Source organism: Arthrobacter burdickii (assembly GCF_030433645.1).
GTDB classification, from domain to species: Bacteria; Actinomycetota; Actinomycetes; order Actinomycetales; family Micrococcaceae; genus Arthrobacter_D; species Arthrobacter_D burdickii.
On the sequence record NZ_JAROCG010000001.1, the window covers coordinates 1478832 to 1504880 of the forward strand.

Annotated in this window: 23 protein-coding genes; 10 read left to right on the plus strand and 13 right to left on the minus strand. The window is 69.5% G+C overall.

From position 1 onward, the window contains the following. Positions 1 to 33 precede the first annotated feature (33 nt). Together P5G52_RS06880 and menD are read left to right on the plus strand one after the other, a co-directional pair. Positions 34 to 2094 (plus strand): PhoX family protein, encoded by a 2061-nt coding sequence (locus P5G52_RS06880; RefSeq protein ID WP_301225908.1) that lies wholly within the window; start codon positions 34 to 36, stop codon positions 2092 to 2094. Between the two features lie 73 nt (positions 2095 to 2167). Further along, the gene (gene menD, locus P5G52_RS06885) at positions 2168 to 3883 is read left to right on the plus strand and encodes a 2-succinyl-5-enolpyruvyl-6-hydroxy-3-cyclohexene-1-carboxylic-acid synthase (protein WP_301225910.1); all 1716 of its coding nucleotides are present in this window, start codon (positions 2168 to 2170) and stop codon (positions 3881 to 3883) included. Here the strand turns inward: menD and P5G52_RS06890 are convergent. The 4 genes from P5G52_RS06890 to P5G52_RS06905 form a co-directional block, all read right to left on the minus strand. Next, complete coding sequence (locus P5G52_RS06890; protein WP_301225912.1) at positions 3880 to 4656, minus strand: amino acid ABC transporter ATP-binding protein; 777 nt, start codon at positions 4654 to 4656, stop codon at positions 3880 to 3882. The genes menD and P5G52_RS06890 overlap by 4 nt on opposite strands. Before the next feature lie 5 nt (positions 4657 to 4661). Beyond that, positions 4662 to 5447, minus strand: coding sequence for an amino acid ABC transporter permease (locus P5G52_RS06895; protein ID WP_301225914.1), 786 nt, complete (start codon positions 5445 to 5447; stop codon positions 4662 to 4664). Positions 5448 to 5519: 72 nt separating this feature from the next. Beyond that, complete coding sequence (locus tag P5G52_RS06900) at positions 5520 to 6293, minus strand: transporter substrate-binding domain-containing protein (protein ID WP_301225916.1); 774 nt, start codon at positions 6291 to 6293, stop codon at positions 5520 to 5522. 145 nt (positions 6294 to 6438) lie between these two features. After that, positions 6439 to 7779, minus strand: a complete 1341-nt coding sequence (locus tag P5G52_RS06905) for an isochorismate synthase (RefSeq protein WP_435868652.1) — start codon at positions 7777 to 7779, stop codon at positions 6439 to 6441. A gap of 165 nt (positions 7780 to 7944) precedes the next feature. Here P5G52_RS06905 and P5G52_RS06910 point away from each other — a divergent pair, with 165 nt between their 5' ends. The 4 genes from P5G52_RS06910 (at position 7945) to P5G52_RS06925 (ending at position 12311) form a co-directional block, all read left to right on the plus strand. Then, the gene (locus tag P5G52_RS06910; RefSeq protein ID WP_301225918.1) at positions 7945 to 8706 is read left to right on the plus strand and encodes a demethylmenaquinone methyltransferase; all 762 of its coding nucleotides are present in this window, start codon (positions 7945 to 7947) and stop codon (positions 8704 to 8706) included. Then, positions 8707 to 10023 (plus strand): geranylgeranyl reductase family protein, encoded by a 1317-nt coding sequence (locus P5G52_RS06915; RefSeq protein WP_301225920.1) that lies wholly within the window; start codon positions 8707 to 8709, stop codon positions 10021 to 10023. It begins immediately after the preceding gene. Between the two features lie 9 nt (positions 10024 to 10032). Continuing rightward, the gene (locus P5G52_RS06920; RefSeq protein ID WP_435868653.1) at positions 10033 to 11127 is read left to right on the plus strand and encodes a polyprenyl synthetase family protein; all 1095 of its coding nucleotides are present in this window, start codon (positions 10033 to 10035) and stop codon (positions 11125 to 11127) included. A gap of 359 nt (positions 11128 to 11486) precedes the next feature. Continuing rightward, on the plus strand, positions 11487 to 12311 hold the full coding sequence (locus tag P5G52_RS06925; protein WP_301225922.1) for a type IV toxin-antitoxin system AbiEi family antitoxin domain-containing protein: 825 nt from the start codon (positions 11487 to 11489) through the stop codon (positions 12309 to 12311). A gap of 186 nt (positions 12312 to 12497) precedes the next feature. On the opposite strand, the gene P5G52_RS06930 is transcribed toward P5G52_RS06925, so the two are convergent. From P5G52_RS06930 to P5G52_RS06940, 3 genes are all read right to left on the minus strand, one after another. Beyond that, positions 12498 to 12974, minus strand: coding sequence for an HIT family protein (locus P5G52_RS06930; protein ID WP_301225924.1), 477 nt, complete (start codon positions 12972 to 12974; stop codon positions 12498 to 12500). After that, entirely contained in the window at positions 12974 to 13399 is a 426-nt protein-coding gene (locus tag P5G52_RS06935) for a hypothetical protein (protein WP_301225926.1), read from the minus strand. The genes P5G52_RS06930 and P5G52_RS06935 overlap by 1 nt, the downstream gene beginning before the upstream one ends. Positions 13400 to 13460: 61 nt before the next feature. Continuing rightward, entirely contained in the window at positions 13461 to 14096 is a 636-nt protein-coding gene (locus tag P5G52_RS06940; RefSeq protein WP_301225928.1) for a trimeric intracellular cation channel family protein, read from the minus strand. A 139-nt stretch (positions 14097 to 14235) separates the two neighbouring features. Here P5G52_RS06940 and P5G52_RS06945 point away from each other — a divergent pair, with 139 nt between their 5' ends. Then, positions 14236 to 15204, plus strand: a complete 969-nt coding sequence (locus P5G52_RS06945) for an alpha/beta hydrolase (RefSeq protein ID WP_301225929.1) — start codon at positions 14236 to 14238, stop codon at positions 15202 to 15204. Positions 15205 to 15434: 230 nt separating this feature from the next. On the opposite strand, the gene P5G52_RS06950 is transcribed toward P5G52_RS06945, so the two are convergent. From P5G52_RS06950 to P5G52_RS06960, 3 genes are all read right to left on the minus strand, one after another. Continuing rightward, the gene (locus tag P5G52_RS06950) at positions 15435 to 15893 is read right to left on the minus strand and encodes an ATP-binding protein (protein WP_301225930.1); all 459 of its coding nucleotides are present in this window, start codon (positions 15891 to 15893) and stop codon (positions 15435 to 15437) included. Further along, complete coding sequence (locus P5G52_RS06955) at positions 15886 to 16218, minus strand: STAS domain-containing protein (RefSeq protein ID WP_301225932.1); 333 nt, start codon at positions 16216 to 16218, stop codon at positions 15886 to 15888. Before P5G52_RS06955 ends, P5G52_RS06950 begins: the two co-directional genes overlap by 8 nt. A 103-nt stretch (positions 16219 to 16321) precedes the next feature. Beyond that, positions 16322 to 17422, minus strand: coding sequence for a SpoIIE family protein phosphatase (locus P5G52_RS06960; protein WP_301225934.1), 1101 nt, complete (start codon positions 17420 to 17422; stop codon positions 16322 to 16324). Between the two features lie 231 nt (positions 17423 to 17653). On the opposite strand from P5G52_RS06960, the gene P5G52_RS06965 reads away from it, so the two are divergent. Further along, entirely contained in the window at positions 17654 to 19339 is a 1686-nt protein-coding gene (locus P5G52_RS06965; protein WP_301225936.1) for a sensor histidine kinase, read from the plus strand. Between the two features lie 43 nt (positions 19340 to 19382). On the opposite strand, the gene P5G52_RS06970 is transcribed toward P5G52_RS06965, so the two are convergent. Together P5G52_RS06970 and P5G52_RS06975 are read right to left on the minus strand one after the other, a co-directional pair. After that, entirely contained in the window at positions 19383 to 20627 is a 1245-nt protein-coding gene (locus tag P5G52_RS06970) for a sensor histidine kinase (protein ID WP_301225938.1), read from the minus strand. Positions 20628 to 20736: 109 nt separating this feature from the next. Next, positions 20737 to 22158, minus strand: coding sequence for a PucR family transcriptional regulator (locus tag P5G52_RS06975; RefSeq protein WP_301225940.1), 1422 nt, complete (start codon positions 22156 to 22158; stop codon positions 20737 to 20739). Positions 22159 to 22322: 164 nt separating this feature from the next. On the opposite strand from P5G52_RS06975, the gene P5G52_RS06980 reads away from it, so the two are divergent. Both P5G52_RS06980 and gabT read left to right on the plus strand, forming a co-directional pair. Further along, positions 22323 to 23753 carry an aminobutyraldehyde dehydrogenase gene (locus P5G52_RS06980; RefSeq protein ID WP_301225942.1) on the plus strand — a complete coding sequence of 477 codons (1431 nt, stop codon included), beginning with the start codon at positions 22323 to 22325 and terminating at the stop codon, positions 23751 to 23753. A gap of 26 nt (positions 23754 to 23779) precedes the next feature. Beyond that, positions 23780 to 25165, plus strand: coding sequence for a 4-aminobutyrate--2-oxoglutarate transaminase (gene gabT / locus P5G52_RS06985; RefSeq protein ID WP_301225944.1), 1386 nt, complete (start codon positions 23780 to 23782; stop codon positions 25163 to 25165). Positions 25166 to 25225: 60 nt separating this feature from the next. Here the strand turns inward: gabT and P5G52_RS06990 are convergent, their stop codons facing one another. Continuing rightward, the gene (locus tag P5G52_RS06990; protein WP_301225946.1) at positions 25226 to 25825 is read right to left on the minus strand and encodes a GNAT family N-acetyltransferase; all 600 of its coding nucleotides are present in this window, start codon (positions 25823 to 25825) and stop codon (positions 25226 to 25228) included. Positions 25826 to 26049: the final 224 nt, after the last annotated feature.

The following is a 26049-nucleotide window of genomic DNA, read 5'->3' on the forward strand; positions in this document are numbered from 1 at the left end:
GGACGACGTTCATCCTGCGAGAGGTACCACCCCATGACTGAAACTCCACGCCGCCTTCTGCCGATGCTCGGCTCCACCAGGGGAAAGCGCAGCGCCGTCACCTGTGCGCTGAAGTGTGACAACGCCTGCTCCGATGCGGTCTGCAACACCTCCACCAACACCTACTTCCGCGATATCGTTTCGAGCGAGTTCTCACGCCGGAGCGCGCTCGGCGCCGGTGCCGCCGGCGCGTTGACCCTCCTCGTCGGCATGCAGACCGGAGCCGGCTCGGCTCAGGCCGCACCGCCTCCCGGCACGGGCTATCGCAAGAGCAACCTGCCGTTCGACGCCATCGCGCCGGTCGACGCCTCCGTGGACGCCATGACGGTGCCGCAGGGTTACGGCTGGAAGCCGGTGATCCGCTGGGGCGACCCCCTGTTCGCGAACTCCCCGGCCTTCGATGCCGAGAGCCAGACTGCCGCGGCGCAGGCGCTGCAGTTCGGCTACAACTGCGACTACACCGACGTCCTCGAGATCGAGGGCAGCAAGGGCCGCCGCGCGGTGCTCTTCGCCAACCACGAGTACACGAACGAGACCATCATGGTCCCGCCGACCCTGCCCGCCGCGGACGTGCGAGGCATCGGCAAGGCCGCCCACGGGCTGTCCGTCGTCGAGCTCGAGCGCAGGAACAGGAACAAGCCGTGGTCCTACGTGCAGGGCGCCCCGCTCAACCGCCGCTACCTGACCACCACCCCGTACGAGGTCACCGGCCCCGCCGCCGGGTCGGACCTGCTGAAGACGAAGGACGACCCCGCGGGCCGCACCATCCTCGGAACGCTCGGGAACTGCGCCGGCGGCACCACGCCCTGGGGCACCATCCTCTCGGGTGAGGAGAACTTCAACGGTTACTTCGTGGCCACCGGCACCAGCGACGGCGACCGCCGCTACGGCCTCACCAACCGTCCGACAGCGCGCGGCTGGGAGATCGACGAGGCGCGGTGGGATACACGCAACGCCGGCTACGAGAACGAGAAGCACCGCTTCGGCTACATCGTCGAGGTCGATCCCTTCGACCCCACCTCCACGCCGAAGAAGCACACCGCGCTCGGACGCTTCAAGCACGAGGGCGCGAACGTGACCGTCGCGTCCGACGGCCGCGTCGTGGCGTACATGGGCGACGACGAGCGCTTCGACTACCTCTACAAGTTCGTGTCGACGAACACGGTCCAGCCCGGCACGAGCGCCGCCGCACGCAAGGCCAACATGACGCTGCTGAGTGAGGGCTCGCTCTACGTCGCACGCTTCCAGGGCGATTCCGTCGCCGAGATCGACGGGAGCGGCAGGCTGCCCTCGGACGGAGCGTTCGACGGCGTCGGCGAGTGGCTGCCGCTCCTCGTCGACAACCGGTCCGTGGTCGCCGGGATGACCGCCGAGGAGGTCGCCGTCTTCACCCGCCTCGCCGCCGACAGGATGGGCGCCACCAAGATGGACCGCTGCGAGGACGTGCAACCGAACCCCCTCACCGGCAGGGTCTACGTCGCCTGCACCAACAACACCAACCGCGGCGTAGGGTCCAACGCGATCGCGGACGAGGCCAACCCGCGCACGCTGAACCGTGACGGCCACGTGGTCGAACTGAGCGAGGCGGGCGGCAACGCGTCGGGTACCCGGTTCACCTGGAACCTCCTCCTCGTCTGCGGCGACCCTGCACGCAGCCCGGCGACGTACTTCGGCGGCTACCCGAAGGACAAGGTCTCGCCGATCTCCTGCCCCGACAACGTCGCCTTCGACTCCCAGGGCAACCTGTGGATCTCCACCGACGGCCAGCCGGGCACGGTCGGCTACAGCGACGGACTGTTCAAGGTGGGCCTCGAAGGAGCGGAGCGCGGACGCGTGCAGCAGTTCCTCGCGGTACCGCGGGACGCCGAGACGTGCGGTCCGATCATCCACGACCAGGAGGGCACGGTCTTCGTCGCCGTGCAGCACCCGGGTGAGGATGGGAGCTGGGCGAACCAGCACTCCTCCTTCCCCGACTACGTGCCGTCCGGGAGCGCCCCCGGCAAGGGCCAGGCAGCGCTTCCCCGGCCCTCCGTGGTGCAGGTCTACCGCGCCTAGGGATCATCGCCGGACGCCCGGCCCGGCGCACCCCCTTCTCCGAGGGTGTGCGTCCGGGTGGAAGGATGGGACCGTGACGAAACCAGCGACGCCCCCGCCAGCTCCGCTCGACTCCGCCGCCTCGGCCGCCCGCGCGGTCGCGGCCCTCGTGGCAGGCGGCGTCGTCGACGTCGTCGTCGCGCCGGGCTCCCGGAGCGCGCCCCTCGCGTATGCGCTCGCCGACGCGGAGGCGGCGGGGCGCGTCCGCCTGCACGTGCGGATCGACGAGAGGTCGGCCGCCTTCACCGCTTTGGGCCTCGCACTCGGCGCCCAGCGGCCCGCCGCCGTGGTGACGACGTCGGGAACGGCGGTGGGGGAGCTGCTGCCGGCCGTCATGGAGGCCAACCATGCGGCGGTCCCCCTGGTGGTGGTGTCCGCCGACCGACCCGGGGAGCTGCGGGGGACTGGCGCCAACCAGACCACGGTGCAGCCGGACCTGTTCGGCGTGCACGTGCGGGCGAACCTCGACCTGAGGGCCGGTGAGGATCCGACCGGTCCCATCACGGACGCACTGCGGGCCGCCGTCGGTCGGCCGGCGGACGGGGTGCCCACCCAGCCGCCCGGGCCGGTGCACCTGAACCTCGCCTACCGCGATCCGCTCGTGCCCACCGGCGCGACGACGGTTCCCGCCGCGGCCCCGGTGCCCGGACCCGCGGTGGTCCCGGCCGCAGCGACGGGCGCCCCGGCGCCGGCGAACGGGCAGCGCGACGGCACCCGGACCGTCGTCGTCGCCGGGCACGGAGCAGGAGAGCTGGCCGCGGTCTTCGCCGCGCACCTGGACCTCCCACTGCTCGCCGAACCGTCGTCGAACGCGCGCTTCGGCACCAGTGCGATCGCCCCCTACCGGCTGCTGCTCGAGCACCTCGGCCCGGCGATCACGCGCGTGGTGACGTTCGGTCGCCCCACGCTGTCGCGTCCGGTCACAGCGCTCCTCGCGCGGGCCGACGTCGAGCACGCCCTGTACCTGCCCGCGCCGGTGGCCTGGTTCGAGGAGGGTCGGCGCACCGAGCGCATCATCGACACCCTGCCCGATCTGCTGGAGTTCGCGGGGCGCGGCGAGGAGGGCTGGCTCCGCTCGTGGCGGGAGGCGGGAGCGAGCACGGACGCCGCCGTCCAGTCCCTGCTGGCGGACGAGGACCGCATCACGGGTCTGCACGTCGCCGACGCGGTGTGGGAGTACACGGACGGGAACCTGGTGCTCGGCTCCTCCAACCCCATCCGCGACGTCGACCTCGTCGCCGCGACCGACTGGCACCCCCTGGAGGTCTTCGCCAACCGGGGACTGGCCGGGATCGACGGCACCGTCTCGACGGCGACGGGCGTGGCACTCGCCGCCGGCATCCCGACACGCGTGCTGATGGGCGACCTGACGTTCCTGCACGACGTCGGCGGGCTGCTCCTCGGCAGCGGTGAACCGCAGCCGGACCTCCACATCGTGGTGCTCAACGACGGCGGCGGGGGCATCTTCGGCCTCCTCGAGCACGGCGCGGAGGCGACGACGGAGCGGTACGGGGCGGCCGTCGAGCGCCTGTTCGGGACACCGCACACCGTGGACCTCGCCGCGCTCGCCGCTGCCTACGGGCTGCACTACGAGCGGGCGACCACGCTGGAGGAGCTGGATACGGCGATGGAGCGGCCCATTCGGGGCCGCTCCATCCTCGAGGTCCGGACGGACCGCAGTACGCTCCGGGACCTCCACGCGCGCATCCGCCTTGCGGTGTCCGACGGGGTCCGGCCGGTGCCCGGCTAGAGCACCTTCGACAGGAACAGTTTCGTCCGCTCGTGCTGCGGGTTCCCGAGGACGTCCTCGGGCTTGCCCTGCTCGACGACGACGCCGCCGTCCATGAAGACGACGCGGTCGCCGACCTCGCGGGCGAATCCCATCTCGTGCGTGACCACCATCATGGTCATGCCCTCCTTGGCGAGCTCCTTCATGACCTCGAGGACGTCGCCGACGAGCTCGGGGTCCAGCGCGCTGGTGGGCTCGTCGAAGAGCATCATGTCGGGGTCCATGGACAGCGCGCGGGCGATGGCGACGCGCTGCTGCTGGCCGCCGGAGAGCTGTGCGGGGAAGGCGTCGGCCTTCTCCGCGAGGCCCACCTTGGCGAGGTTCCTCCGCGCGATCTCCGTGGCCTCGGACCTGCTGCGCCGCTTGGCGCGCTGCTGTGCGAGGGTCAGGTTCTTGAGGACCGTGAGGTGGGGGAAGAGGTTGAACTGCTGGAAGACCATGCCGATGCGCGTACGCACATCGTCGAGGTCCGTCTCGCTGTCCGTGATGTCGATGCCCTCCACCATCACCGTGCCCGTGGTCGGTTCCTCGAGCCGGTTCACGCAGCGGAGCAGGGTCGACTTGCCGGAACCCGAGGGGCCGATCACGCACACCACCTCGCCCTGGTCCACGTGGAAGTCGATGCCCTTGAGCACCTCGTTGCTGCCGAAGGTCTTGCAGAGCGCGCGGACCTCGATGGCCGGCACTGCCGCCGTCGATCCCGGTGCCGTGGCACCCGATGCTGGATGGGACACCGGAATCACCGGCCTCTCTTGTTGTGTCGTTCGAGCTTCGCGACCAGCTGGGTCAGCGGCAGCGTGATGATCAGGTACATCGCCGCGGCCACCACGAGCGGCGTCGCGTTCGCCTGGCTGGTCAGGGCGTCACGCGAGAACGTGGTCAGCTCACGGTCGCCGATGGCCATGCCCGCGATGAACAGGAGGGACGTGTCCTTGATGAGGATCACGAGCTCGTTGGTCAGGGGAGGTGTGATGATCCGGAAGGCCTGGGGGAGGACGACGGTCACCATGGTCCACGCGGAGTTCATGCCGAGTGAGCGGGCGGCTTCCACCTGCCCCTTGGGCACAGCCTCGATACCGGCACGGATCGTCTCCGCGATGTAGGCCGAGGAGACGATGATGAGGGCGATCAGGCCCGCGCCCGCGTTGCCGCCCGGCGGATGCCACTGGAACGCGATCGGCACCGCGTAGGCGAATGCGAAGATCACCAGCAGGGCGGGAAGGCCGCGGAAGAGCTCGATGTAGCCGGTGGCGAGCCAGCGGTACGGCAGGACCGGCGAGAGCTTCATGAGGGCGAGGACGAGCCCGAGCAGCAATCCGCCGAGGAAGGCGATGGCCGTGTAGACGATGGTGTTCTTCGCCGCGATTGTGACGATCTCCGGGAAGGAGGCGGCGGCGACGTCGAGGTCGAAGAAGTTGGAACGGATCTTCGCCCAGTCGGCGGCGAGGACGATGAGGAGGACTACGGCGGCGAATACCGCGTAGAGGGCGCCCTGGATCAGGCGCCTGCGTGTCGATCGTTTCACGCGGGGGACTACCTTCCTTCGGGAAGTGGCACCCGTGCGGCCCGGAGCTCCGGGCCGCACGGGTCGGATGGGCTACTGCGCGAAGTAGGAGTCGTAGATTTCCTGGTACTTGCCGTTGTCGCGGAGCGCGGTGAGCTGCTCGTTCACGGCGGCGACCAGTTCGTCGCTGCCTTCCTTCGCCATGATGAAGCCGTACTGCTCGTCGGTCTTGAACTCCTCGGCGATGGTGAAGGAGCCGTCCTCGGTGTGGCCGAGATTGACGGGGAGGTCCTGCAGCAGGGCGTCGACGTTGCCGGCCTGGATGGCGGCGTACATCTCCGCGTCCGAGGGGAACTGGACGATCTCAGCCTCGGGCGCGTTCTCCGTGGCGTAGGTCTCGCCGGTGGTGCCCTGCTGGACGCCGACCTGCTTGCCGGCGAGGTCGTCGATCGAGGCGATGTCGGAATCCGCGGGAACGAGGAGGGACTGCAGCGAGTCGTAGTACGGGTCCGAGAACGCGAGGTTCGCCTTGCGCTCCTCCGTGATCGTGACCGCGCTGGCCCCGATGTCGCACTGGCGGGCCGCGAGGACGGCGCCGCTCTGGAGGCCGTTGAACTCGACGTCCTGGACGGCGAGCTCGAGGTCCAGGCCGGAGGCGATCTCCTTCATGATGTCCATGTCGAAGCCGGTGTACTCGCCATTCTCCTCGAACTCGAAGGGCGGGTAGGGGATGTCGGAGCAGACGGTCAGCGAGCCCTCGGAGACGAGGTTCAGGCCGCTCTCCTCGGCGGAGCCGGAGCCGGCGTCGTCGGAACCTCCGCCGCAGGCGCTCAGCGCGAGGGCGCCGGCGGCCAGGGCGGCCAGCATTGCGGACTTCTTGGAAAACATGGGTACCTCACTGGGACGGGCGGAAAGGAACGGAACGGAAAAAAGGTCGTGCTGATTCTAGCGACGAAAGAGAGATGTGCATCACAGGCTACAGGTATTGCCTATTGGTAACCAGAGCTCCGCCTCAGCGCGAGAGCCCGAGGGCCTCGGTCATGGGACGGAACTTGCTCCACGTCTCGGCCAGTTCGGCCGCGGGCTGGGAGCCCTCCACAATGCCGCAGCCCGCGTACAGCCGGACGCGGGTGGGAGCCTCGATGACCGCTCCGCGCAGGGCGATGCCCCATTCACCGTTTCCGCCGGCGTCGATCCAGCCCACCGGCCCCGCGTAGGGGCCGCGCTCGAGGTGTTCCAGTTCGCGGATGAGGGCTCCGGCGACGGTCGTCGGTGTCCCGCAGACGGCCGCGGTGGGGTGCAGCGCCTGGACCAGGGCCAACGACGTCGGGACCTGGCCGGCGTCGTCGGGCGCGAGCTGGGCCGTGACGTCCGAGGCGAGGTGCCAGACATTCGGCAGCTGCAGGACGAAGGGCTCGCTGTGCGAGGTCATCGAGCTCGTGAAGGGCTCGAGGGTCTCGGTGAGCGAGTCGATGGCGATCTGGTGCTCGTGGAGCTGCTTCTCCGAGCCGGCCAGGACGCGGTCGGCGTAACCGGGATCGCCCTCGGGGGCGTCGGCCCGGTCGAGGGTGCCGGCGAGGACGCGCGCCCGGGCCGTGTTGTCCTCCACCTTGATGAGCATCTCCGGGGTCGAGCCGATGAGGCCGTCGACGGCGTACGTCCAGCAGTCCTCGTACCGCACGGCGAGCTCGCGCAGCACCTGGGCGGTGGCCACCGGCGTCTCGAGGTGCGCGACGACGTCGCGCGCCAGCACGAGCTTGCTCAGCTCGCCGGCCTGCACGTGCTTCACGCCCTCCGCAACGGCGAGCTTGTACTGGTCCTCACTGAGGACGCCCGGGCCCAGGCTGTCGCCGGGACTGGGGGAGCGGCCGGCGTCGGGGGCGGCGAGGTAGGCGGCGAGCGCCGCTTCCGCCGAGGCGGCGCTCAACTCGGCCTCGGCGTCGTCCGTGATGTAGGTCAGCCAGCTCCTTCCCTCGCTGCAGCCGACCACCACCTCGGGGACGATCAGGCGCGATGGGTGCGAGGAGGTCTTGGAGAACGCGAAGGACCCGAAGGCGATGAGGCCGGAACCTGGGACCCCCAGCTCGTCCAGGACCTCCGCGCCGGCGAGTTCGCGGCGCCACCACTCCTGGGCCTGGGTGAAGCGGTCCGGCCCCGTTCCCGTGAATCTCGCCGTCTCCCCGTAGGCGACGAGCCCGCCGCCGCGGCGGATCCAGGTGTGAGCATCGTTGCGCACCACGTACTCGAGGAGGCCGGACCGGGGATCCATGGCGCCGTGGGCCACCGTGATGCTGCGGAGCCCGCGGGACTGTCCGGGCGCAGGCGTCAGCGCAGTGAGGGACGGAGTGCTCATGATGCTCCAAGCGTACTCCGCGGCTCCGCGCCGCATCCGTGCCCGGCCGTGAGCTTCGGCACGTCCCGGGAGGCCCGAGGCTACGCGGCCGGGGCTGTCCGGCGCCGCCCGGATCGGGGATCGGCGCCGATTAGGTGCGGGGTGTTTGTTTGAGACAATGAGCGGGTGAATCGTGCATCCCTGGAGAAGCGCCCTGACGAAGTAGCGGCCATGTTCGACGACGTGGCCCCCAAGTACGACGTCGTCAACGACGTCCTGTCGGTGTGGCAGACCCGCCGCTGGCGTCGCATCGTCGTCGACGCGGTCGGGGCCGAACAGGGCCAGCGCGTGCTCGACCTCGCTGCCGGCACCGGCACCTCGAGCGAGCCGTACGCGGACGCCGGGATCGACGTCGTTGCCTGCGACTTCTCGCTCGGCATGCTGAAGGTGGGCAAGCGCAGGCGGCCGGACATCGCCTTCGTCGCCGGCGACGCCACGAACCTGCCGTTCGCGGACAACTCCTTCGACGCGAGCACCATCTCCTTCGGGCTCCGCAACGTCAACGAGCCGAGGAAGGCGCTGGCGGAGATGCTCCGCGTCACGCGCCCGGGCGGCCGGCTGGTCATCGCGGAGTTCTCCTCGCCCACCGTCGCGCTCTGGCGCACCACGTACACCGAATACCTGATGCGGGCACTCCCGGCGATCGCCCGCAAGGTGAGCTCCAACCCCGACGCGTACGTCTACCTCGCCGAGTCCATCCGGGCCTGGCCGAACCAGGACGAGCTCGCGGCGTGGATCAGCGAGAGCGGCTGGAACGACGTCGAATACCGAAACCTCAACGGCGGCATCGTCGCCGTCCACCGCGCCACCAAGGCCCCCGCGGCTCCCGGTGAGGAGCCGCTCCTGCCGGGGCAGGTCCGCCTGCGCCGCACGTCGGCGGCCGTCTAGATGTCCGTGCTCATCGTCGGGGCGGGCCCGGCCGGCTCCGCGGCGGCCTACTACCTCGCCAGTGCCGGCATCGAGGTCACCGTTCTCGAGAAGACGTACTTTCCCCGCGAGAAGGTGTGCGGCGACGGCCTGACCCCCCGGGCCACGCGGGAACTGCAGCTCCTCGGCCTCCCGCACGACGAGAGCGAGGGGTGGCGCCGCAACAAGGGGCTCCGTCTCATCGCGGGCAAGCGCACCGTCGAGGTGCCCTGGCCCGAACTGAGCGACTTCCCCGACTACGGACTGGTCCGCACGCGCCTCGGCTTCGACGAAGCACTTGCGCAGCACGCCCGTTCGGCCGGGGCCACGATCCTCGAGGGTCACTCCGTGTCCTCCGCGCTGCGTGACGACGCCGGCCGGGTCACCGGGGTCACCGTGAACCTGCTCGACGCCGACGGGCGCAAGACCGGCGAGACGCGCACCTTCACGGCCGACGTCGCCCTCGCCGCCGACGGCAACTCGACGCGGACCGCCGTCAGCCTCGGACTGCAGAAGCGCGACGACAGGCCCCTCGGCGTCGCCGTCCGCACGTACTTCACGAGCCCCCGGACGAACGACGACTGGATGGAAGGGTGGCTGGAACTCCCGGACGCCACCGGGAAGCCGCTGCCGGGCTACGGCTGGGTCTTCGGCGTCGGCGACGGCACGTCCAACGTGGGCCTCGGCATCCTCAACTCGTCCGCGGAGTTCGGCAAGCTCGACTACAAGCAGGTCCTGCGCGACTGGACCGGGGGCATGCCGTCCGAATGGGGCTTCACGCCGGCCAACCAGGTAGGCGAGATCCGCGGTGCGGCCCTGCCCATGGGCTTCAACCGCACGCCGCACTACAGCCCCGGGTTGCTGCTCCTCGGCGACGCCGGCGGCATGGTGTCCCCGTTCAACGGCGAGGGCATCTCCTACGCGATGGAATCGGCACGCTACGCCGCCGAGTTCATCGCGCGGGCCCAGGCAGTGGCGACGCCGCTCGGACGCGACCAGGTGATGTCCGGGTACGCGCCGTACGTGCGGGCGCAGTGGGGCAGCCACTTCACGCTCGGACGCGTCTTCGCGCAGCTGATCGGCAAGCCGGCGATCCTCTCGCTGGCGCTGCGCACCGGCATGCCGGTGCCCGTGCTGATGCGGTTCGTGGTGCGGATGCTCGCCAACCTGACCGACGCCGGCGGCCGCGGGTTCGAGGACCGCGTCATCCACCTGCTCGAGTCGCTCGTGCCGCCCACCTCCAACCAGCCGTCCCTGACGGGCCACCTGCGTGCGCAAAGCGCCGCCCCACTTGGTTAGTCTTAGACCGTGACACAATCCTTCAACTCCGGGTGGACCAGCGTGGGTCCGAACAGCGCGCTGGACACGGCGGACATCCCGGACGACGCCGACGCCCTGCGTCTGCCTCCCGGCTTCGCCCTCATCGCCGAGGACCCGGATCTGGGGCCGTCCGTCTCGTCATGCCTCGCGGAGGTGGAGAAGCAGCTCCGCGGAGCCATCGCCCACTCGGATCCCCTGGCCGATGCCACGAGCCGCCACCTGGTCGAGGCCGGCGGCAAGCGCATCCGCCCCCTCCTGACGATCCTCGCTTCCCACCTCGGTAACCCGACCCACGCCAAGGTGGTCCAGGCGGCCGTCGTCGTCGAACTGACGCACCTCGCCACGCTGTACCACGACGACGTCATGGACTCCGCGCCGTACCGGCGGGGCGCACCCACCGCGCACGAGGTGTGGGGCAACTCCGTCGCCATCCTCACCGGCGACCTCATCTTCGCCCGGGCATCGATCCTCGTCTCCGAACTCGGCGGCGAAGCCCTCGGTATCCAGGCCCGCACCTTCGAGCGGCTGTGCCTGGGCCAGCTGCATGAGACCGTCGGCCCGCGGGACGGCCAGGACGACCTCGAGCACTACCTCTCCGTGATCGCGGACAAGACCGGTTCGCTCGTGGCGGCCTCGGGCCAGCTCGGAGCCCTGTTCGCGGACACCTCTCCCGAGGTGGTCGACGTCATGGTCTCCTACGGTGAGAAGGTCGGTGTGGCCTTCCAGCTCGCCGACGACGTCATCGACGTCACCGGCCTGAAGGTCACGTCGGGCAAGGCGCCCGGCACGGACCTGCGCGAGGGCGTCCCCACCCTGCCGGTCATCCTGCTGCGCCGCGCCGCGGCTGCGGGGGATGCATCCGCGGCCGACGTCATCGCCCTCGTCGACAGTGACCTCTCCTCGGACGAGGCGCTCGCGGGCGCCGTCGAAGCCGTGCGCTCCCACCCCCAGACGCAGGAGGCCTGGGCCGTGGCTCAGCAGTGGGCCGACGACGCCGTGGCCGCCCTCGAGCCGCTGCCGGACAGCACGGTCAAACAGGCGCTGGCGAGCTTCGCGCAGGCCGTCGTCAGCAGGGACGTCTAGCTCTCCTGCGGTTGCCGCGCCGCGCCGTCGTTCCTGCGGCTTCGTACCGGCCAGTGTTTCGGCTGCCGTCGCGCCGCGCCGTCGTTCCTGCGGCTTCGTGCACGGCTTTCCCGGGGGAGTGTCCTTGATAATCGGCGTGTCCCGTGACGACACGCGTCCTCCACGATGAAACGCGTGCACGACGCCGCATCCTGGCGTGTCGCTGCACCCCCCTGTCGTCACTGGTAGTCATTTCCGCACGTAGCTGCACCCGCTGCGCGTCACGGGCGCCGACATGCGCCCGCCGCTGCGCCCCGCGGCCCGTCCACATAGCCGTGGGTTCAGCGCCGATCCCGGGCGCCAGCCTCTTGGCTTGGTCCATGACGATCGAGCACATTCTCGCAGTATCGGGCGGTGTGGCTTCCACGGGTGCCCTGCTGCAGCGCGGGGTGGGGGAGCGGGCGATCGAGCGCTATATCGGCGACGGCAGGCTTCTCCGCGTTCGACGGGGAGTCCTGGCCCTTCCCGACGCGCCACCGGAGTTCATCCAGGCGGTCGATGCGGGAGCGCGGCTCACGTGTGTCTCCGCCGCGGTCCACTATGGGCTTTGGCTCGTCCGACCCGCGATCGATGTGCATGTCAGCCGGCCGACCCGCTCGGCCACCGGCTGCATCAACCATCGCGTCGTCACCGTTCCTCCGCACCCTCGGCTGCCACTCGTCGGCCTGGCCGACGTGCTGGTGCACGTGCTGCAGTGCCGCCCTGCCGACGAGTCGGTCCCTATGGTCGAATGTGCTCTTCGACGCGGTGACACTGAGGCGGTGTTTCTCGAGTCTCGGCTGCCTGGAAAGCGCAACGGCAGGGCTCGCGCAGCGTTGGCGTCGGTCGACCTCACCGGCGAATCGCCGATCGAAGTCGTTACACGACTCCTCCTGCGCGGGGCCGGTCTCGGTGTTCGCTCCCAGGTCCGGATAGCGGGCGTGGGGCGGGTCGACTTCCTGGTCGAGGAATGCCTCGTCGTGGAGATAGACGGTGCCGCATTCCACTCCGACCGGCGGGCACTCCGGCTCGATCGCATGCGGAACAACATGACGGTCATCGGCGGCTACACCGTGCTTCGCTTCTGCTACGAGGACGTCATGTTCCAGCCGGAGGAGCTTCTCGCCATGGTCTTCAAGGCCCTTGGACGCCGACCGATCCGCTGATATCGACGGCCAGATGCGGCCTCGTGCACGCCTTTGACGGGCAATTGACTCTGATAACCGGCGTGTCGTCGTAGGACACGCTCTTGTTGCCCAAAACCCGTGCACGAAGCCGCGTTAGCGGGCCCCCGGCGGGACGGGAACCACGGCGAAGCCGGGGAACGGCCGAACAGGGCAGTACAGGCGGGGCTACGCCGCCGGGAGGAAAGCCCTCAGCTCGTCGGCCTTCCGTGCCCTGATCGCCGGGTCGACGATTGGCCGCTTCGGCGTGAAGTAGAAGCCGTCGTCGTGCCAGCGCGGGAGCACGTGCTGGTGGTAGTGCCAGACGTGCTGGCTGCCCGCTGGCTCGTTGTGCTGCCGCGTGGAGACGCCGTCCGGGCTCCATGCCCGCTTGATGGCGATCGCGATGTCACGGGTGAGGGTCATGATGCGGGCAGCGACGTCGTCGGGCAGTTCATACAGCAGTTCGACGTGCGCGCGCGGGGTGATGAGGACGTGGCCGGGGTTCGGTTCGAAGCCGTGGGAGGCGATGAACGCCAGCACGAGGTCGTCCGAGTAGATGACATCGCCGGGGCGGCACAGGTTCTTCGGGTTGCTGAAGTCGTCGCGCGCCAGGTCGCAGAACGGGCACTGGTAGCCCTCGGGGGCGTGGTGGGCGAACTCCATCAGTCCTCGTCGTCCTCCTCGAAGACCCACTCGAACAGGTCGAGCACGTATTCGCTGAACGTGCCCTCCTCGCTCTGCCACTCGCCCCGCGCGTTGTTGCGCCGCCAGACGATGGGGTCCGGCACGTCCAGCTGGTCCGCCCGCATGCCCCACGTGAACTGCTCGTCCTCGTCCTCGAGGAACAGGAGGAAGCCGTCCTCGATCTCGAGTTCGTCGGGATCCCAGAAGAAGTGGTAGGCCTCCATGATGTCCTCGGTGGCTCCGACCGCACGGTAGAACTCCCGGAGCGCCAAGGGCAGTTCGAAGTCCTTGCCCTCGAGCATCTGGGCGAGCTCGTCGTCGGACAGGCCGTCCTCCTCGGCCCACTCGCCCTCGAAGTACTGGGGCACGAGGGCGCGGAATTTGTCGGCAAACAGCTCAGTCACAAGTACTCCAGGAGTGGTGGTGGGGATGCTCCCATCCTAGCCGCCGCGCCCCGCGCCCGGGTCACCTTCGTGCGCTGGACGTCCTTGCTGCGAGCGGGGCGTGCCAGCCGTAGCGCCAGGCGAGGACACGCAGGGTGAACACGAGCGACGCCGCCACGCTGCCCGTGAAGAGCGTGAAGGTCCCCGTGAGGTACAGCGCGGTGACGACGACGGCGCCGAGCAGTGCGGGCAGGGCGTAGATGTCGCGCGGATCGAAGAGCTGCGGGATCTCGTTGGCGACGACGTCGCGCAGCAGGCCCCCGCCGACGGCGGTGGTCACGCCGAGCAGGACCGCGGACACGGGATTCAGGCCGACCTCGAGTGCCTTGATCGTGCCGGTGATGCAGAACAGGGCGAGTCCGGCGGCATCGAAGATCACCAGGACCCGCTTGACGCGCTCGACGCCGGAGAAGACGAAGTAGACGAGGACGGTGGCGAGGAGCGGAGGCAGCAGGTAGGCGGGAGTGGTGAAGGCCGCTGGTGGAACGTCGATGATGAGGTCCCGGGCCACTCCGCCACCCAGTGATGCGAGCGATGCGAGGAGGAGCGAACCGACGATGTCGAAGCCCTTGCGTGCCGCCAGCAGGGAGCCGGAGACCGCGAAGAAGAAGACGCCGAGGAGGTCGGCGGCGAGGGCGATGTGTGAAGCGGTATCCATGTCTTCCTTCGGCGGACCGGAACGGGTGCGGCGGGGCGCTGCGCCCGTTCGTCGACGGGCGGCACGTCGACGGGCGGCAGAAGGGCCCTGACCAGCATGACAGAGGCGGCGTCGGCTTCGGTTCCCCTAGGCTGGGCCCATGACGCGCGGATACGCAGCAGGCACGGAGACGGTCGAACCGAGCGTGAAGGACGGCTCACGGCCGATGCGCCTCGCGTCCCTGCTCATCAGCCTCCTTCCCACCAAGAGGAACCTGACCGGTACCGACTGGGTGAACTCGAAGTACCCGGGCCGGACCTACCCGTCGATGGCCGCCATCCCCTGGACCTTCAGGCAGACTCACACCATCCAGGAGAAGCGGGTCGATGGTGTCCGCACGCTCACGGTCCGGCCGCTCCTCGGAGGCACGCGGTCGCACATCGTCTACACGCATGGCGGCATCTACATCAACGAATTGAGCCGACCGCACTGGTGGATCATCGCCGAGCTGACCAGGCGGACGGGTGCTGCCGTCACCGTGCCCCTGTATCGCCTGGCTCCGGAGAGCACCTACCGCGAGGCCTTTCCCTATCTGGTGAGCGTCTACCGTGAGGTGCTTCGCACCGCGGCGCCGGACGACGTGACGCTGATGGGTGATTCCGCCGGCGGGGCGCTCGCCATCGCCCAACCGTGGGCCTTCCGCGACGCCGGCCTGCCCGCGCCCGGCCGCATCGTCGCGTTCTCCCCGTGGCTCGACGTCACGGCCACCAATCCCTCCATCCCGAAGTACGACGCCGTCGACCCGATGCTCTCCGTGGGCGGCGGGGTGCAGGCCGGGCTGTGGTGGGCCGGGGGCGACGATCCGAGGACATCGCTGGTGAGCCCCGCATGCGCTCCCGATGATCTGCTGGCCACGGTGCCGGTCACGCGCATCTACCAGGGCACCCGCGACGTGTGTATGGCGGACGCGACCGTGTTCCGGGACAGGGCGGTCGCCGCCGGCGCCGACGTCACACTGAACGTCTATCCCGGCGCGTTCCACGTCTTCCCCGCGTTCCCGCGTCTGCCGGAGTCCAGGGAGGTCTATGCGGACATCGCGGCGTTCCTGGGGCGGCCGCCACTGCCCTAGCGGAGCGGACGCCGCGAGCGGCTCCGCGTCAGCGGACTGACGGGGGAACGACGCTCTCTGCAGGCGCTGTGCGGGAACGCACCGCCGTGCCCACCCGACGCGGCGGAACGACGCTCGCTGCAGGCGCCATGCGGGAATGCACCGGCGTGCCCACCCGACGGTGGAACGACGCTCTCTGCAGGCGCCATGCGGGAACGCACCGGCGCCCACCTGACGCACGGCCCGAGGGGTCAGTTTCCTGCGCCGGAGTCCCGCGACAGGACCCACACGTTGGTATCGCCCTGGCGCTCGACCGTGACCGTGGTGACGAGTGCCCGGATCATCGAGAGTCCGCGGCCGGATTCGTCGTAGTCCTCGAGCAGTTCGTCCGGGTCGGAGACCAGGGGTGGTCCGTCGAGGTCGGGCACCGGATCGAGCGCCGCGGCCCCGATCTCGCTGATGACCGCACGGAGGCGTCCTGGGGCGACGGTGAGGTCGACTCCGAGGAGCAGGTCGCACCCGGCTTCGGGGACGCCGTGCTGCACCACGTTGCTCGCGGCCTCGATCACGGCCGTGGTGAAGGCCATCTGGTCGAGTGCGGGCACGAAGGCCGCATCGAGCCACAGCTGGTCCAGGATGCCGTGCAGGTCCTCGATCGCCTGCTCGTCGGCCGGCTTCTCGAGGGTGCGCCGGGCCAGGATGTCAGTCATTGAGGAAGGCTTCCTCGGGTGTTGCGTGCGGTGTCAGGACGCGGTGCATGCTGGTCAGTTCGAGCACCATGTTCACCTGCGGCTGCACGGCGGCGATGCGCAGGTCCCCGCCCGACTGCCGGGCGAGCTTGAGGCAGCCGATCAGCGCGCCGAGGCCGGAGGAATCCATGAAGCTGGTGTCCGCGAGGTTGACGACGATCCGCTTGCCGCCCCCGCTGACGACCTCGTCGATGACCTCGCGCAGCTTGGGCGCTGCGACCATGTTCAGGCGGCCGCTGGCCGACACCTCGGTGTAGCGTCCCTTGTCCTGCGTGGTGAATTCCATGTGTACTTCCTCTTCCGATCCCTGTCCGCGTTCCTGAAGTGTTCCTGAAGTGTTCCTGAAGTATTCCTGGGTGTTTCGGAGCGGCGCCGCTCCCCGGCGCCGGTCAGCCCAGCAGGCGCTGGAGGACGACGACGGTGACGTCGTCGGCCACCTCGGGCACGTCAGCCATGTCCAGCAGGACCGCGCAGGCGTCCTCCGCGCTGGAGGCGGCCGTGATGACGCCGGCTACTGCCTCCGTGAACTGGTCCACCGTCTCATAGATGTCCAGCAGGCCGTCGCTCACGATGGCCAGGGAGTCGCCGGGCCGGAGGCTGACCGTACCGGGCGGCCACGCCTGGTCCGGCCAGGCACCCACGGGTGGTCCCCCCGACGAGAGTCGCGTGACGCCACCGTCGGCCGCGACGTGCAGTGCGAGGCCATGGCCCGCGTCGACATAGCCGACGACGCCGGTGGCGGCATCGAGGCGCCCGTGGAAGAGCGTGACGAACGAGCTGGTCTGCTCGAGGTCCGCCTCCGTGGCGCGCGCCGCCGTCGCGAAGGCGGTCTCGATGCTCGGCTGGGGCGCCACGGACCGCATGATCGCGCGGACGGTCGCTGCGATCAGCGCGGCACCCATGCCCTTGCCCATCGCGTCCGCGACGGTGAGGTGCAGTCCGTCCGGCGTGCCGTACCAGTCGTAGAAGTCACCTCCGACACTGCGGGACGGCCGGAACCGTCCGGCGAGCTCGTAGTCCTGGATCCTCAGGTTGTCGCGGGGGAGGAGGTTCTTCTGGACCTCGGCGGCGCGCTGGCGCTCGTCCGCGTTGGCGACGTCGACGGCCGCCTGGCGGCTCTGGCGGCGGAAGAGGGAGTTGATGCGCGCGACGAGCTCGCGCGGACTGAAGGGCTTGCTGATGTAGTCGTCCGCGCCGGTCTCGAGGCCGGTCAGGCGCTCGATCTCGTCCGTGCGGGCGGTGATCATCAGGATGTAGGCGTCGGAGAACTCGCGGACAGCACGGCAGACCTCCACGCCGTCGCCGTCGGGCAGGTTGAGGTCGAGCGTGATGAGGTCGGCACCGGCGCGGGCCTTCTCGAGACCCTCGCGGGCGGTGGCGGCTTCGGTCACCTCGAAGCCCTCACGCTTCAGGATCTGCACGAGCAGGCCCCGAATATCTACGTCGTCCTCAACAACCAGTGCACGGCGTATTTCCGGGGCGGCAGTCATGGTCCTCATTAAACGCTACGCCGCGCGATCGTCTGGACGCAGAACGTAGCTTCGCCGCGATCGGCGGGTTGTTGCGCCGAACTTGATGTGATCTTGAGGCCCGGCGGCACTTTCAGCACCCGTAATACCGGGACTCCCGCGCTATTCTGTGGACACTGGCGCGGGAGGTCCGTCTGCCACGTCCTGCAGGAACGGGACGGCTCGACGACGGACAAGGGGGATGGCCGACTGATGGACAGGGTGCTCTCCCACCTCACGCTCAACACGAGGCAGTTCCACGAACTGACCCTCCGGATGCGTGTCGTCCTGAGCCAGCTGCCGCTCTCCCTGACCGTCCTGCTCATCGTCGTCGGGGGCTTCCTGTTCCACCGGGACCTCCTGGCGAGCCAGGCCTTCCTGGTCGGCGTGGGACTGCAGGTCGTGCTGCTGGCGGTGTGCGTGCTCGTGCCCTGGCACCGTCTTCCTCACGCCAGCTTCCTCGTCATCCCGCTCCTCGATTTCGTCCCCATCGGACTCATGCGCCATGGTGCCGGCACCGTCATCACCGGTGTGGGCCTGCTGGCGGTGTTCCCCGTCATCTGGCTGGCGGCCTCCGGGCTCTACCCGCGCGCCGCCCTCGCGGTGGGCTTCCTCGCCTCGCTCGGCATCGTCTGGGCACCCGTCTTCGTCGGCGGTGCAGCGGTCAGCCTCGAGTCGCTGACCCAGTCCTTCCTCCTCCCGTTCATCATGCTCGCCATCGGCGTGACCATCCGTGTCATGACGGCGAGCATGATGGCGCAGCAGGCGGTCGTGGAGGAGAAGGACCGCGCGCTGCAGGTCCTCCTGGAGGAGAGCGCGCGGCGCGAACGTCTGCTGGAGACCGTGGTCAACAGCGTGGACATCGGGCTGATGGCCGTGGACGAGGCGGGCCGGCCCATGCTCACGAACCGCAAGCTCGAGCACTTCCGGGCGCTTGCGGGCGGGACTGGCGACGCCCCCGAGGCGGACCTCCAGATCTTCCAGCAGGACGGCCAGTCGGCCATGCCCGAGGCGCGGCGGCCGACGCGGCGCGCGGCCGAGGGCCAGGTCTTCTCCGATTACCTGCTCTGGTGGGGCGAGCGGCCCCACCAGAGGGTGCTCTCGACGTCGTCGCGCCTGATGACCAACCAGGCCGGCTCCCGGGAGGGTTCCGTCGTGACGTTCAACGACGTCACCGAACTCGTCACCGCACTGAACGCGAAGGACGAGTTCGTGGCCACGGTGTCCCACGAACTGCGGACGCCCCTGACCGCGATCCGGGGTTACCTCGAACTGCTCACCGGCATGCCCGATCTCCAGCCCGAGGTCGCCTCCGGCCTCGAGGTGGTGTCGCGTAATTCGGAGCGCCTGCACAAGCTCGTGGTGGACCTGCTCTCGACGGCCGAGGGTTCACCGGAGATCACGCCTGTGCCCACGGACCTTTCCGAACTGGTCGTCCAGCGCGTGGCCAACGCCAGGGAGCGCAACATCAACCCCCAGGTGCGTTTCGAGGACTCCACGGAGCCGGGCCTCGTGGCGTTGTGCGACGCGTCGCGGATAGGTCAGGTGCTCGACAACCTGCTCTCGAACGCCGTCAAGTACTCACCGGGCGGAGGACGCGTGACGGTCCGCGCCGCGGAGGTCGACGGCGAGGTGGAGTGCAGTGTGACGGACCAGGGCAGCGGCATGTCCGCCGAGGAGCTCCGCGGTGTCTTCTCGAAGTTCTTCCGGACCTCGGCGGCACGCAATGCGGCCATCCCCGGCGTCGGGCTCGGCCTCGCCATCTCGAAGGCGATCGTGGAGCGCCATGGCGGCACCATCAGCTGCCGGAGCGTCGAGGGCGAAGGCTCCACGTTCACCTTCCGTCTTCCGCTCGCGTACGCCGGCCGGAACCAGCAGCTGCAGTCGCAGGAACGGTAAGGGGCGCAGGAGCCCGAGGAGGCCGGCGCGCAGTGCGCCCGCGTCAGGCTGCGGGGCCGAGGTCCACGGTCACGGTCGTGCCGCCGCCCGGTGTCTCCGCCAGGCTGATCGATCCCCCGTGTGCTGCCGCGATCCGCGAGCAGGTCGCGAGGCCGATGCCGGTGCCTGCGGGATCACCGTCGCGCTGCAGGCGCACGAGCGGCTCCAGTACCCTCGTCCGGTCCTCGGCAGGGATGCCCCTGCCGTGGTCGACGACGCGCAGCACCTGGGTCTCGCCGACGCTCGCGAGGACCTCGATCCGCGGAGGCCTGCCGTCCGCCGAGTACTTGATGGCGTTGGAGACGAGGTTCTGCAGGAGTGCGGTGACCTGCGCCTGATCCACCAGCAGTGGCGCGTCCTGCACCGTCACGACGGCGTCGTAGGCGCTGCTGAGCGGCAGGACGTCCTGCAGGACGGCGTTCACCATCGTGCCCAGCCGTACGGACCGGCGGCTGATCGTCCCGCCGATCCGGGAGAACTCGAGGACCTCCTCGACGGTGGAGAGCATCCGGCTGGCACTGCCGCGGATGATGCTGAAGTAGCGTGCTGCCGGTCCCGAAGGTTCGACGTCATCGTCCTGTTCGCTGAGCTCCGTGTAGCCCAGGATCGCCGTCAGGGGGTTCTTCAGGTCATGGCTGACGCGCGCGGCGAAGCCCGCGAGGTCCTCGTTGCTGCGGCGCACCACCTCGAGGGCTTCGACGAGCTGGCGCGTCGTGAGCTGCAGTTCGAGGACCTCGACCACCTGCCGGGCGAGGATCTCGAGTCCTTCCCGCTGTTCCACCCCGAAGCCGATCGCCCGGAGGGAGAAGACGCAGAGGGTGCCGAGCGCGTACCCGCTCCCGGTGACGAGTGGAACGGACGCGTACGCCCGCACGTCCGCGATGCGGCCGTTGACGAAGGGGTTGTCGGCGAAGCGCGGGTCGAGGGACGCGTCGGCGAGCGCGGTGATGGAGCCGGACCGGAAGACCTTCGAGCACATCGAGTCGTCCCGCGAGCAGACTCCTGCGTCCACTCCCACGGCGGCGATCTGGTGCTGCTGGTCGGCGGTGATGATGTTGATGACGCCCGCGTCCATGCCGCTGACCCGGACGGCGAGCTTCACGAGGTTGAGGAGCTCCGGGGGAGTCTCGTAGTCGCGCTTGTCCACAGGGAGGCCGTCGGTCTCGCCGTAGGGAAGCCGGTAGTCCTGGAGGGCCGTCTGGCGGGCGAGCTCCTCCAGGTCCCACTCGTCGGCATGAAGCACTGACATGTATACCCCCGAAGAACTTTGAGACCGGTGTAGGTAGGTCCAACTATCGCATGAGGTTTCGCCCGCCGGTGCCGCCGCGCACGGATGTTGCGAACGGGTGCCGGTCGCGTCAGCCGAGTGCCCGCACGCGGAGGGCGAGGTACAGGTGGACGCGGTCCGCGGTGACCGCCGGGTCGTACCCGGTCAGTGTCAGGACCTGCTGCAGCCGGTAGCGGATGGTGTTGCGGTGCAGGTCCAGGTCGGCGGCGACGGCGGCGACCGAGCCGTCGAGGTCGAGGTAGCGCTGGAGGGTGGACAGGAGGCCCGCGCCGTGCGCCTCGTCGAAGGCCTCGAGCGGTTTCAGGGTCTCGCCGGCGAGGTCGGCGAGGGGCACATCGGCGCTCGACATCAGCAGGGAGGTGATGCTCAGCCGGTCCGCGAGGTTCACCGACTGGCCCCGCTGCAGCGCCTCGCGTGCCTCGAAGTAGCTCCAGCGCAGCCCGTTCGGCTGGGCGTAGGTCCCGCCGACCCCGATGCGCGAGGTGAGCCCGGCGCCGTGCAGGTACCGGCTCAGGTCCGCCGGCTCCGGTGCGGCGCCCGCCGGGAGTACGAGGACGAGCCGCTCGTCCACGAGTGCGGCGGCGGCATTGTTCCAGCCGTCGGGCAGGGGAAGTGTCCGCAGCGCACGGCGTTGCCCCGACGCGACGTCGACGATCAGCACGCTGTGCCGGGACGAGGTGTCGATGCCCGAACTGGCGAGCCTGGCTGCGGCTTCCGCCCCGGCGAGGGTGCCGCGCATAACGTCCTCCAGCAACTGGCCGGCCGCGGTCCGCGCCCCGGTGCGGTTCCTGGCCTGGTTGGTGAGCTCGACCGAGATCAGGCTCTGCGCATAGTCGACGATCGCCGCGTGCCCGTAGGGTTCCGCGATGGCGAGGGTGCACCGGTCCTTGAGACCCGTGGCGATCGGGAGCCGGTGCCATTCGGGGGGATCCACGCGCGCCCGGGCAGGGTCCGGGGGGCCCGCGATGCGCGCACCGTACTGGAAGAGTGCGACGTCGGTGCCGAGCATCCTGGCGAGCTCGCCGAGGAGGGAGCCGAGACCTCCTGCCCCGAGCAGCGCCGATGCGAGGACGGCGTGCCCCTCCAGAAGGTTCTCGAGGCCGGCGTAGTGGTCTGCCGACAGGGCGTCGGCCACCTTCTTGCCGATGGCGATGAAGGGGGTCTCGTAGGGGACACGGAAGGCGGGCAGGCCGACGTCGTCCGCCTCCGCCAGCACGGCCGGCGGGATTCTGCGATGGGTGAGGCCGACACCGAAACCGAGGGCCAGCGCTCCCGCCTCGTGCACCCGCTGCACGAAGGCCCGTTGCGCAGCCCCCGTCTTGAGCCGCACACCCGTGGTGAGGACCACCTCCGCGCCGTTGAGGAAAGGCCGGGGGTCCTCGAGTTCCGTCACCGCGACCCACTGGATGGAGGAGGCCGGGGCCTCGGAACGGCCCTCCGCGACGAGTCCGAGGGCGGGATCGGACAGGAGGTCGGGAAGGGTGATGGCCATGGAGCCAGCTTACGTGCGGCTGTGCCTTTGCACGGGACCTTCCGGTATCTGCTGTGCAGATACACGTGGCGGAGGTTACCTCCTCCCGGTACCGTCGTCTCGATACCTGCGGCCGGTTGCATCCGGATTGCCCGCGGACTCCACCTCGTGAAAGGCACTGCAGCGTGGCTGAGACCCTTCAGAACTACATCGACGGCGTGTTCGTGACGCCGGCCGGGACCGAACTCCTGGACATTGTCAACCCGACCAACGGGGAAGTGGTGGCCCAGTCCCCGGTCTCCACCCGTGCGGACGTCGACGACGCCATGCAGGCCGCGGCACGCGCCTTCACCACCTGGAAGCGGACCACGCCCAGCCAGCGCCAGCTCCTGCTGCTCCGGCTCGCCGACGCCGTCGAGGCCGCGAGCGATGAGCTCGTCGAGGCGCAGCATCGGAACACGGGCCAGGTACGCGAGATGATCGCGGCCGAGGAGGTAGCCGCAGGAGCCGACCAGCTGCGGTTCTTCGCCGGCGCCGCGCGCATCCTCGAGGGCAAGTCCGCGGGCGAGTACCTCGAAGGCCACACGTCGTTCGTGCGACGGGAGCCCATCGGCGTCGTCGCCCAGGTGGCCCCGTGGAACTACCCGTTCCTCATGGCCATCTGGAAGATCGGCCCCGCGCTCGCCGCCGGGAACACCGTCGTGCTCAAGCCCAGTGACACCACGCCGGAGTCCACCCTCGTGCTGGCGCGCCTCACGCAGGGCATCCTGCCCGACGGCGTCCTGAACGTCGTGCTCGGCACGGGCGAGACCGGCGCCGCGATGATCGAGCACCCCGTGCCCGGCCTCGTGTCGATCACCGGATCCGTGCGTGCCGGGATCGCCGTCGCGACCGCCGCGGCCAAGGACCTCAAGCGGGCACACCTGGAGCTGGGCGGCAAGGCGCCCGCCATCGTCTTCGCCGACGCCGACCTCACGAAGACCGCAGAGGCGATCACGGAGTTCGCGTTCTTCAACGCCGGCCAGGACTGCACCGCCATCACCCGCGTGCTCGTGCAGGAGGAGGCGCACGACGACCTCGTCGCCGCCATGGTCGCCCACACCGCCACCCTGAAGACGGGCAGCGAGGACGACTCCGAGAACTACTTCGGGCCGCTCAACAACATCAACCACTTCAACGCCGTGAACGCGGTCGTCGACGCGTTGCCCGCCCACTGCAGCATCGCGACCGGCGGCAAGCGTGCGGGGACGAAGGGCTACTTCTTCGAACCCACCATCATCACCGGCGCCCGCCAGGATGATCCCGTGGTGCAGCAGGAGACCTTCGGGCCGATCCTCACCGTCCAGACGTTCACCACGGAGGAGGAAGCGGTCGAGCTCGCCAACGGCGTGGACTACGCCCTGGCCTCCAGCGTCTGGACCTCGAACCACGGAACCGCGATGCGCGTTTCCCGCGACCTCGATTTCGGCGCCGTGTGGATCAATACGCACATCATGCTCACCGCCGAGATGCCGCACGGCGGCTTCAAGCACTCCGGCTACGGCAAGGACCTCTCCATGTACGGCGTGGAGGACTACACCCGCATCAAGCACGTCATGAGCGTGCTGGACGTCTGATCGTCCCGTCTAGATAAGGAACTCGCATGACAACGTACGCAACTCCTTCCGGCGCGGTCGCGCCGAGCTTCCGGCTCGAGCAGAAGCGCCGCATCAACGGCGACTTCCCCGGCCCCAAGTCGACGGAACTCGCCGCCCGGCGTGCCGCCGTCGTCGCCAAGGGTGTCGCCTCGACCGTCCCCGTCTACGTCGCGGATGCCGACGGCGGCGTGATCCACGACGTCGACGGCAACTCCTTCATCGACTTCGGCTCGGGCATCGCCGTGACGACCGTCGGAGCCTCCGATCCCGCGGTCGTCGGGGCCGTGAAGGAGCAGGCTGAGCACTTCACCCACACCTGCTTCATGGTCACGCCCTACGAGGGCTACATCGCCGTCGCCGAGCAGCTCAACGAGCTGACCCCCGGTGACTTCGAGAAGCGCACCGTCCTGTTCAACTCGGGCGCCGAGGCCGTGGAGAACGCGGTCAAGGTGGCACGCCTGGCCACCGGCAGGGACGCCGTCGTCGCCTTCGACCACGCGTACCACGGCCGCACCAACCTGACCATGGCACTGACGGCCAAGGCCATGCCCTACAAGACCAACTTCGGTCCGTTCGCCCCCGAGATCTACCGCGTGCCGATGAGCTACCCATTCCGCGAGGAGAATCCCGCGATCACGGGGCCCGAGGCGGCGCAGCGCGCCATCACGATGATCGAGAAGCAGATCGGCGCCGGGTCCGTCGCCGCGATCATCATCGAGCCAGTCCAGGGCGAGGGCGGATTCATCGTGCCCGCCGACGGCTTCCTCCCGGCCCTGGCCGAGTGGGCCAAGGCAAACGGCGTCGTCTTCATCGCCGACGAGGTCCAGTCGGGCTTCTGCCGCACCGGCGAGTGGTTCGCGGTGAACCACGAGGGTGTGGTGCCGGACATCATCACGATGGCGAAGGGCATTGCCGGCGGCTTGCCGCTCTCGGCCATCACGGGCCGGGCGGACCTGCTCGACTCCGTCCACGCCGGCGGCCTCGGCGGCACCTACGGCGGCAACCCTGTGGCGTGCGCCGCCGCGCTGGGTGCGATCTCCTCCATGAAGGAGCAGGACCTCATCGGCCGGGCCCGGCACATCGAGGCCCAGGTCACGGAGCGATTCGCCGCCCTGCAGTCCGAGCTGGGCGACGCCAGTATCGTCGGTGAGCTCCGGGGCCGTGGCGGAATGCTCGCGATCGAGTTCGTGGAAGCCGGGAGCAAGGCGCCCAACGCCGACGCGACCAAGGCGATCGCGGCACTATGCCTGCGCGAGGGCGTCATCATCCTGACCTGCGGAACGTACGGCAACGTCGTCCGCCTGCTGCCGCCGCTCGTCATCACCGACGAGCTGCTGGCGGACGGCCTCGACGTGCTGACGAACGCCATCCGCACGGTGAACGCCGGCTGACCACCGAGCACGAAACAAGGCCCGCAGCGATGCTGCGGGCCTTGTTTGGTTGGAGGGCTGTCAGCCGACCGGGATGAGCGCCCGGAACTGCGGGTTCTCGGCCAGGAAGGCCTGTGCGTGCCTGCAGTACGGGATCGGCGCGAGGCGGCGGCGGTGGGCGTCCAGCAGGGCCTCCCGCACGAGGACGGGCTCCAGGCCGGCACCGCGGTGGTCGGGACCGACGACGGTCTCCAGCAGGCGGATGCGTCCCGCCCGCAGGTCGTACTTCACGTAGCCCACCATGGTGCCGTCGTGGAAGAGCTCGAAGCGCGAGCTCACGGGATTGTCGCGGAACTTCTCGCGCAGCTTCTCGCTCTCGGAGCGTTCGGCTGCCCGGGCCTCGCGGTCGGCGAGGACTTCGACCACGGCTTCGTAGTCTTCCTGCAGGCCGAAGGGCGGGAAATCGGTGTCCAGCACGCGGTACAACTGGTTGCACAGGACGCGGAGCTCGCGGGTGGACACGGCGGACAGGTCGTGGGGGACCTCAGGGACCACCGGGCCGAGGGCCGCGGGCGAGTCCGGCGCCGGGGCGAAGTCCACAGCGTCCAGGTCCGACCAGGCGCTCCGGGAGCCGTACTCCGCGTGCTGCGAGGGGGCTGGGGAGAGAGGGGCAACAGACATGACGAACCTCGAATAATCGACAAAAGGGGTAGGCCGTTGCTTGACCGTCCTCAGACCGTAACAGCTAGCTCGGCATCCGTAAAGCTAGTCCTTCTAGCAATCAGTAGGCTCACGACGCCGGACCACGGGCGCCCGGAGCCGGGCACCTGCCCGTTCTCCATCGAGGAGTGCCTCTAGACGGCCGGGTCCGTCCCCTTCGAGTGCTCACGCATCAAATGATGACA

Bases quoted from the DNA above. Each gene is read 5' to 3' on its own strand.
- P5G52_RS06975 (WP_301225940.1), bottom strand. From the start codon at position 22,158: ATGGCCATCACCCTTCCCGACCTCCTGTCCGATCCCGCCCTCGGACTC.
- P5G52_RS06930 (WP_301225924.1), bottom strand. From the start codon at position 12,974: ATGGAGTTCGCCCACCACGCCCCCGAGGGCTACCAGTGCCCGTTCTGC.
- P5G52_RS06900 (WP_301225916.1), bottom strand. From the start codon at position 6,293: ATGCTGGCCGCCCTGGCCGCCGGCGCCCTCGCGCTGAGCGCCTGCGGC.
- P5G52_RS06960 (WP_301225934.1), bottom strand. From the start codon at position 17,422: ATGACTGCCGCCCCGGAAATACGCCGTGCACTGGTTGTTGAGGACGAC.
- gabT (WP_301225944.1), top strand. From the start codon at position 23,780: ATGACAACGTACGCAACTCCTTCCGGCGCGGTCGCGCCGAGCTTCCGG.
- P5G52_RS06955 (WP_301225932.1), bottom strand. From the start codon at position 16,218: ATGGAATTCACCACGCAGGACAAGGGACGCTACACCGAGGTGTCGGCC.
- P5G52_RS06905 (WP_435868652.1), bottom strand. From the start codon at position 7,779: ATGAGCACTCCGTCCCTCACTGCGCTGACGCCTGCGCCCGGACAGTCC.
- P5G52_RS06970 (WP_301225938.1), bottom strand. From the start codon at position 20,627: ATGTCAGTGCTTCATGCCGACGAGTGGGACCTGGAGGAGCTCGCCCGC.
- P5G52_RS06915 (WP_301225920.1), top strand. From the start codon at position 8,707: ATGTCCGTGCTCATCGTCGGGGCGGGCCCGGCCGGCTCCGCGGCGGCC.
- P5G52_RS06965 (WP_301225936.1), top strand. From the start codon at position 17,654: ATGGACAGGGTGCTCTCCCACCTCACGCTCAACACGAGGCAGTTCCAC.
- P5G52_RS06940 (WP_301225928.1), bottom strand. From the start codon at position 14,096: ATGGATACCGCTTCACACATCGCCCTCGCCGCCGACCTCCTCGGCGTC.
- P5G52_RS06945 (WP_301225929.1), top strand. From the start codon at position 14,236: ATGACGCGCGGATACGCAGCAGGCACGGAGACGGTCGAACCGAGCGTG.
- P5G52_RS06990 (WP_301225946.1), bottom strand. From the start codon at position 25,825: ATGTCTGTTGCCCCTCTCTCCCCAGCCCCCTCGCAGCACGCGGAGTAC.
- P5G52_RS06925 (WP_301225922.1), top strand. From the start codon at position 11,487: ATGACGATCGAGCACATTCTCGCAGTATCGGGCGGTGTGGCTTCCACG.
- P5G52_RS06880 (WP_301225908.1), top strand. From the start codon at position 34: ATGACTGAAACTCCACGCCGCCTTCTGCCGATGCTCGGCTCCACCAGG.
- P5G52_RS06950 (WP_301225930.1), bottom strand. From the start codon at position 15,893: ATGACTGACATCCTGGCCCGGCGCACCCTCGAGAAGCCGGCCGACGAG.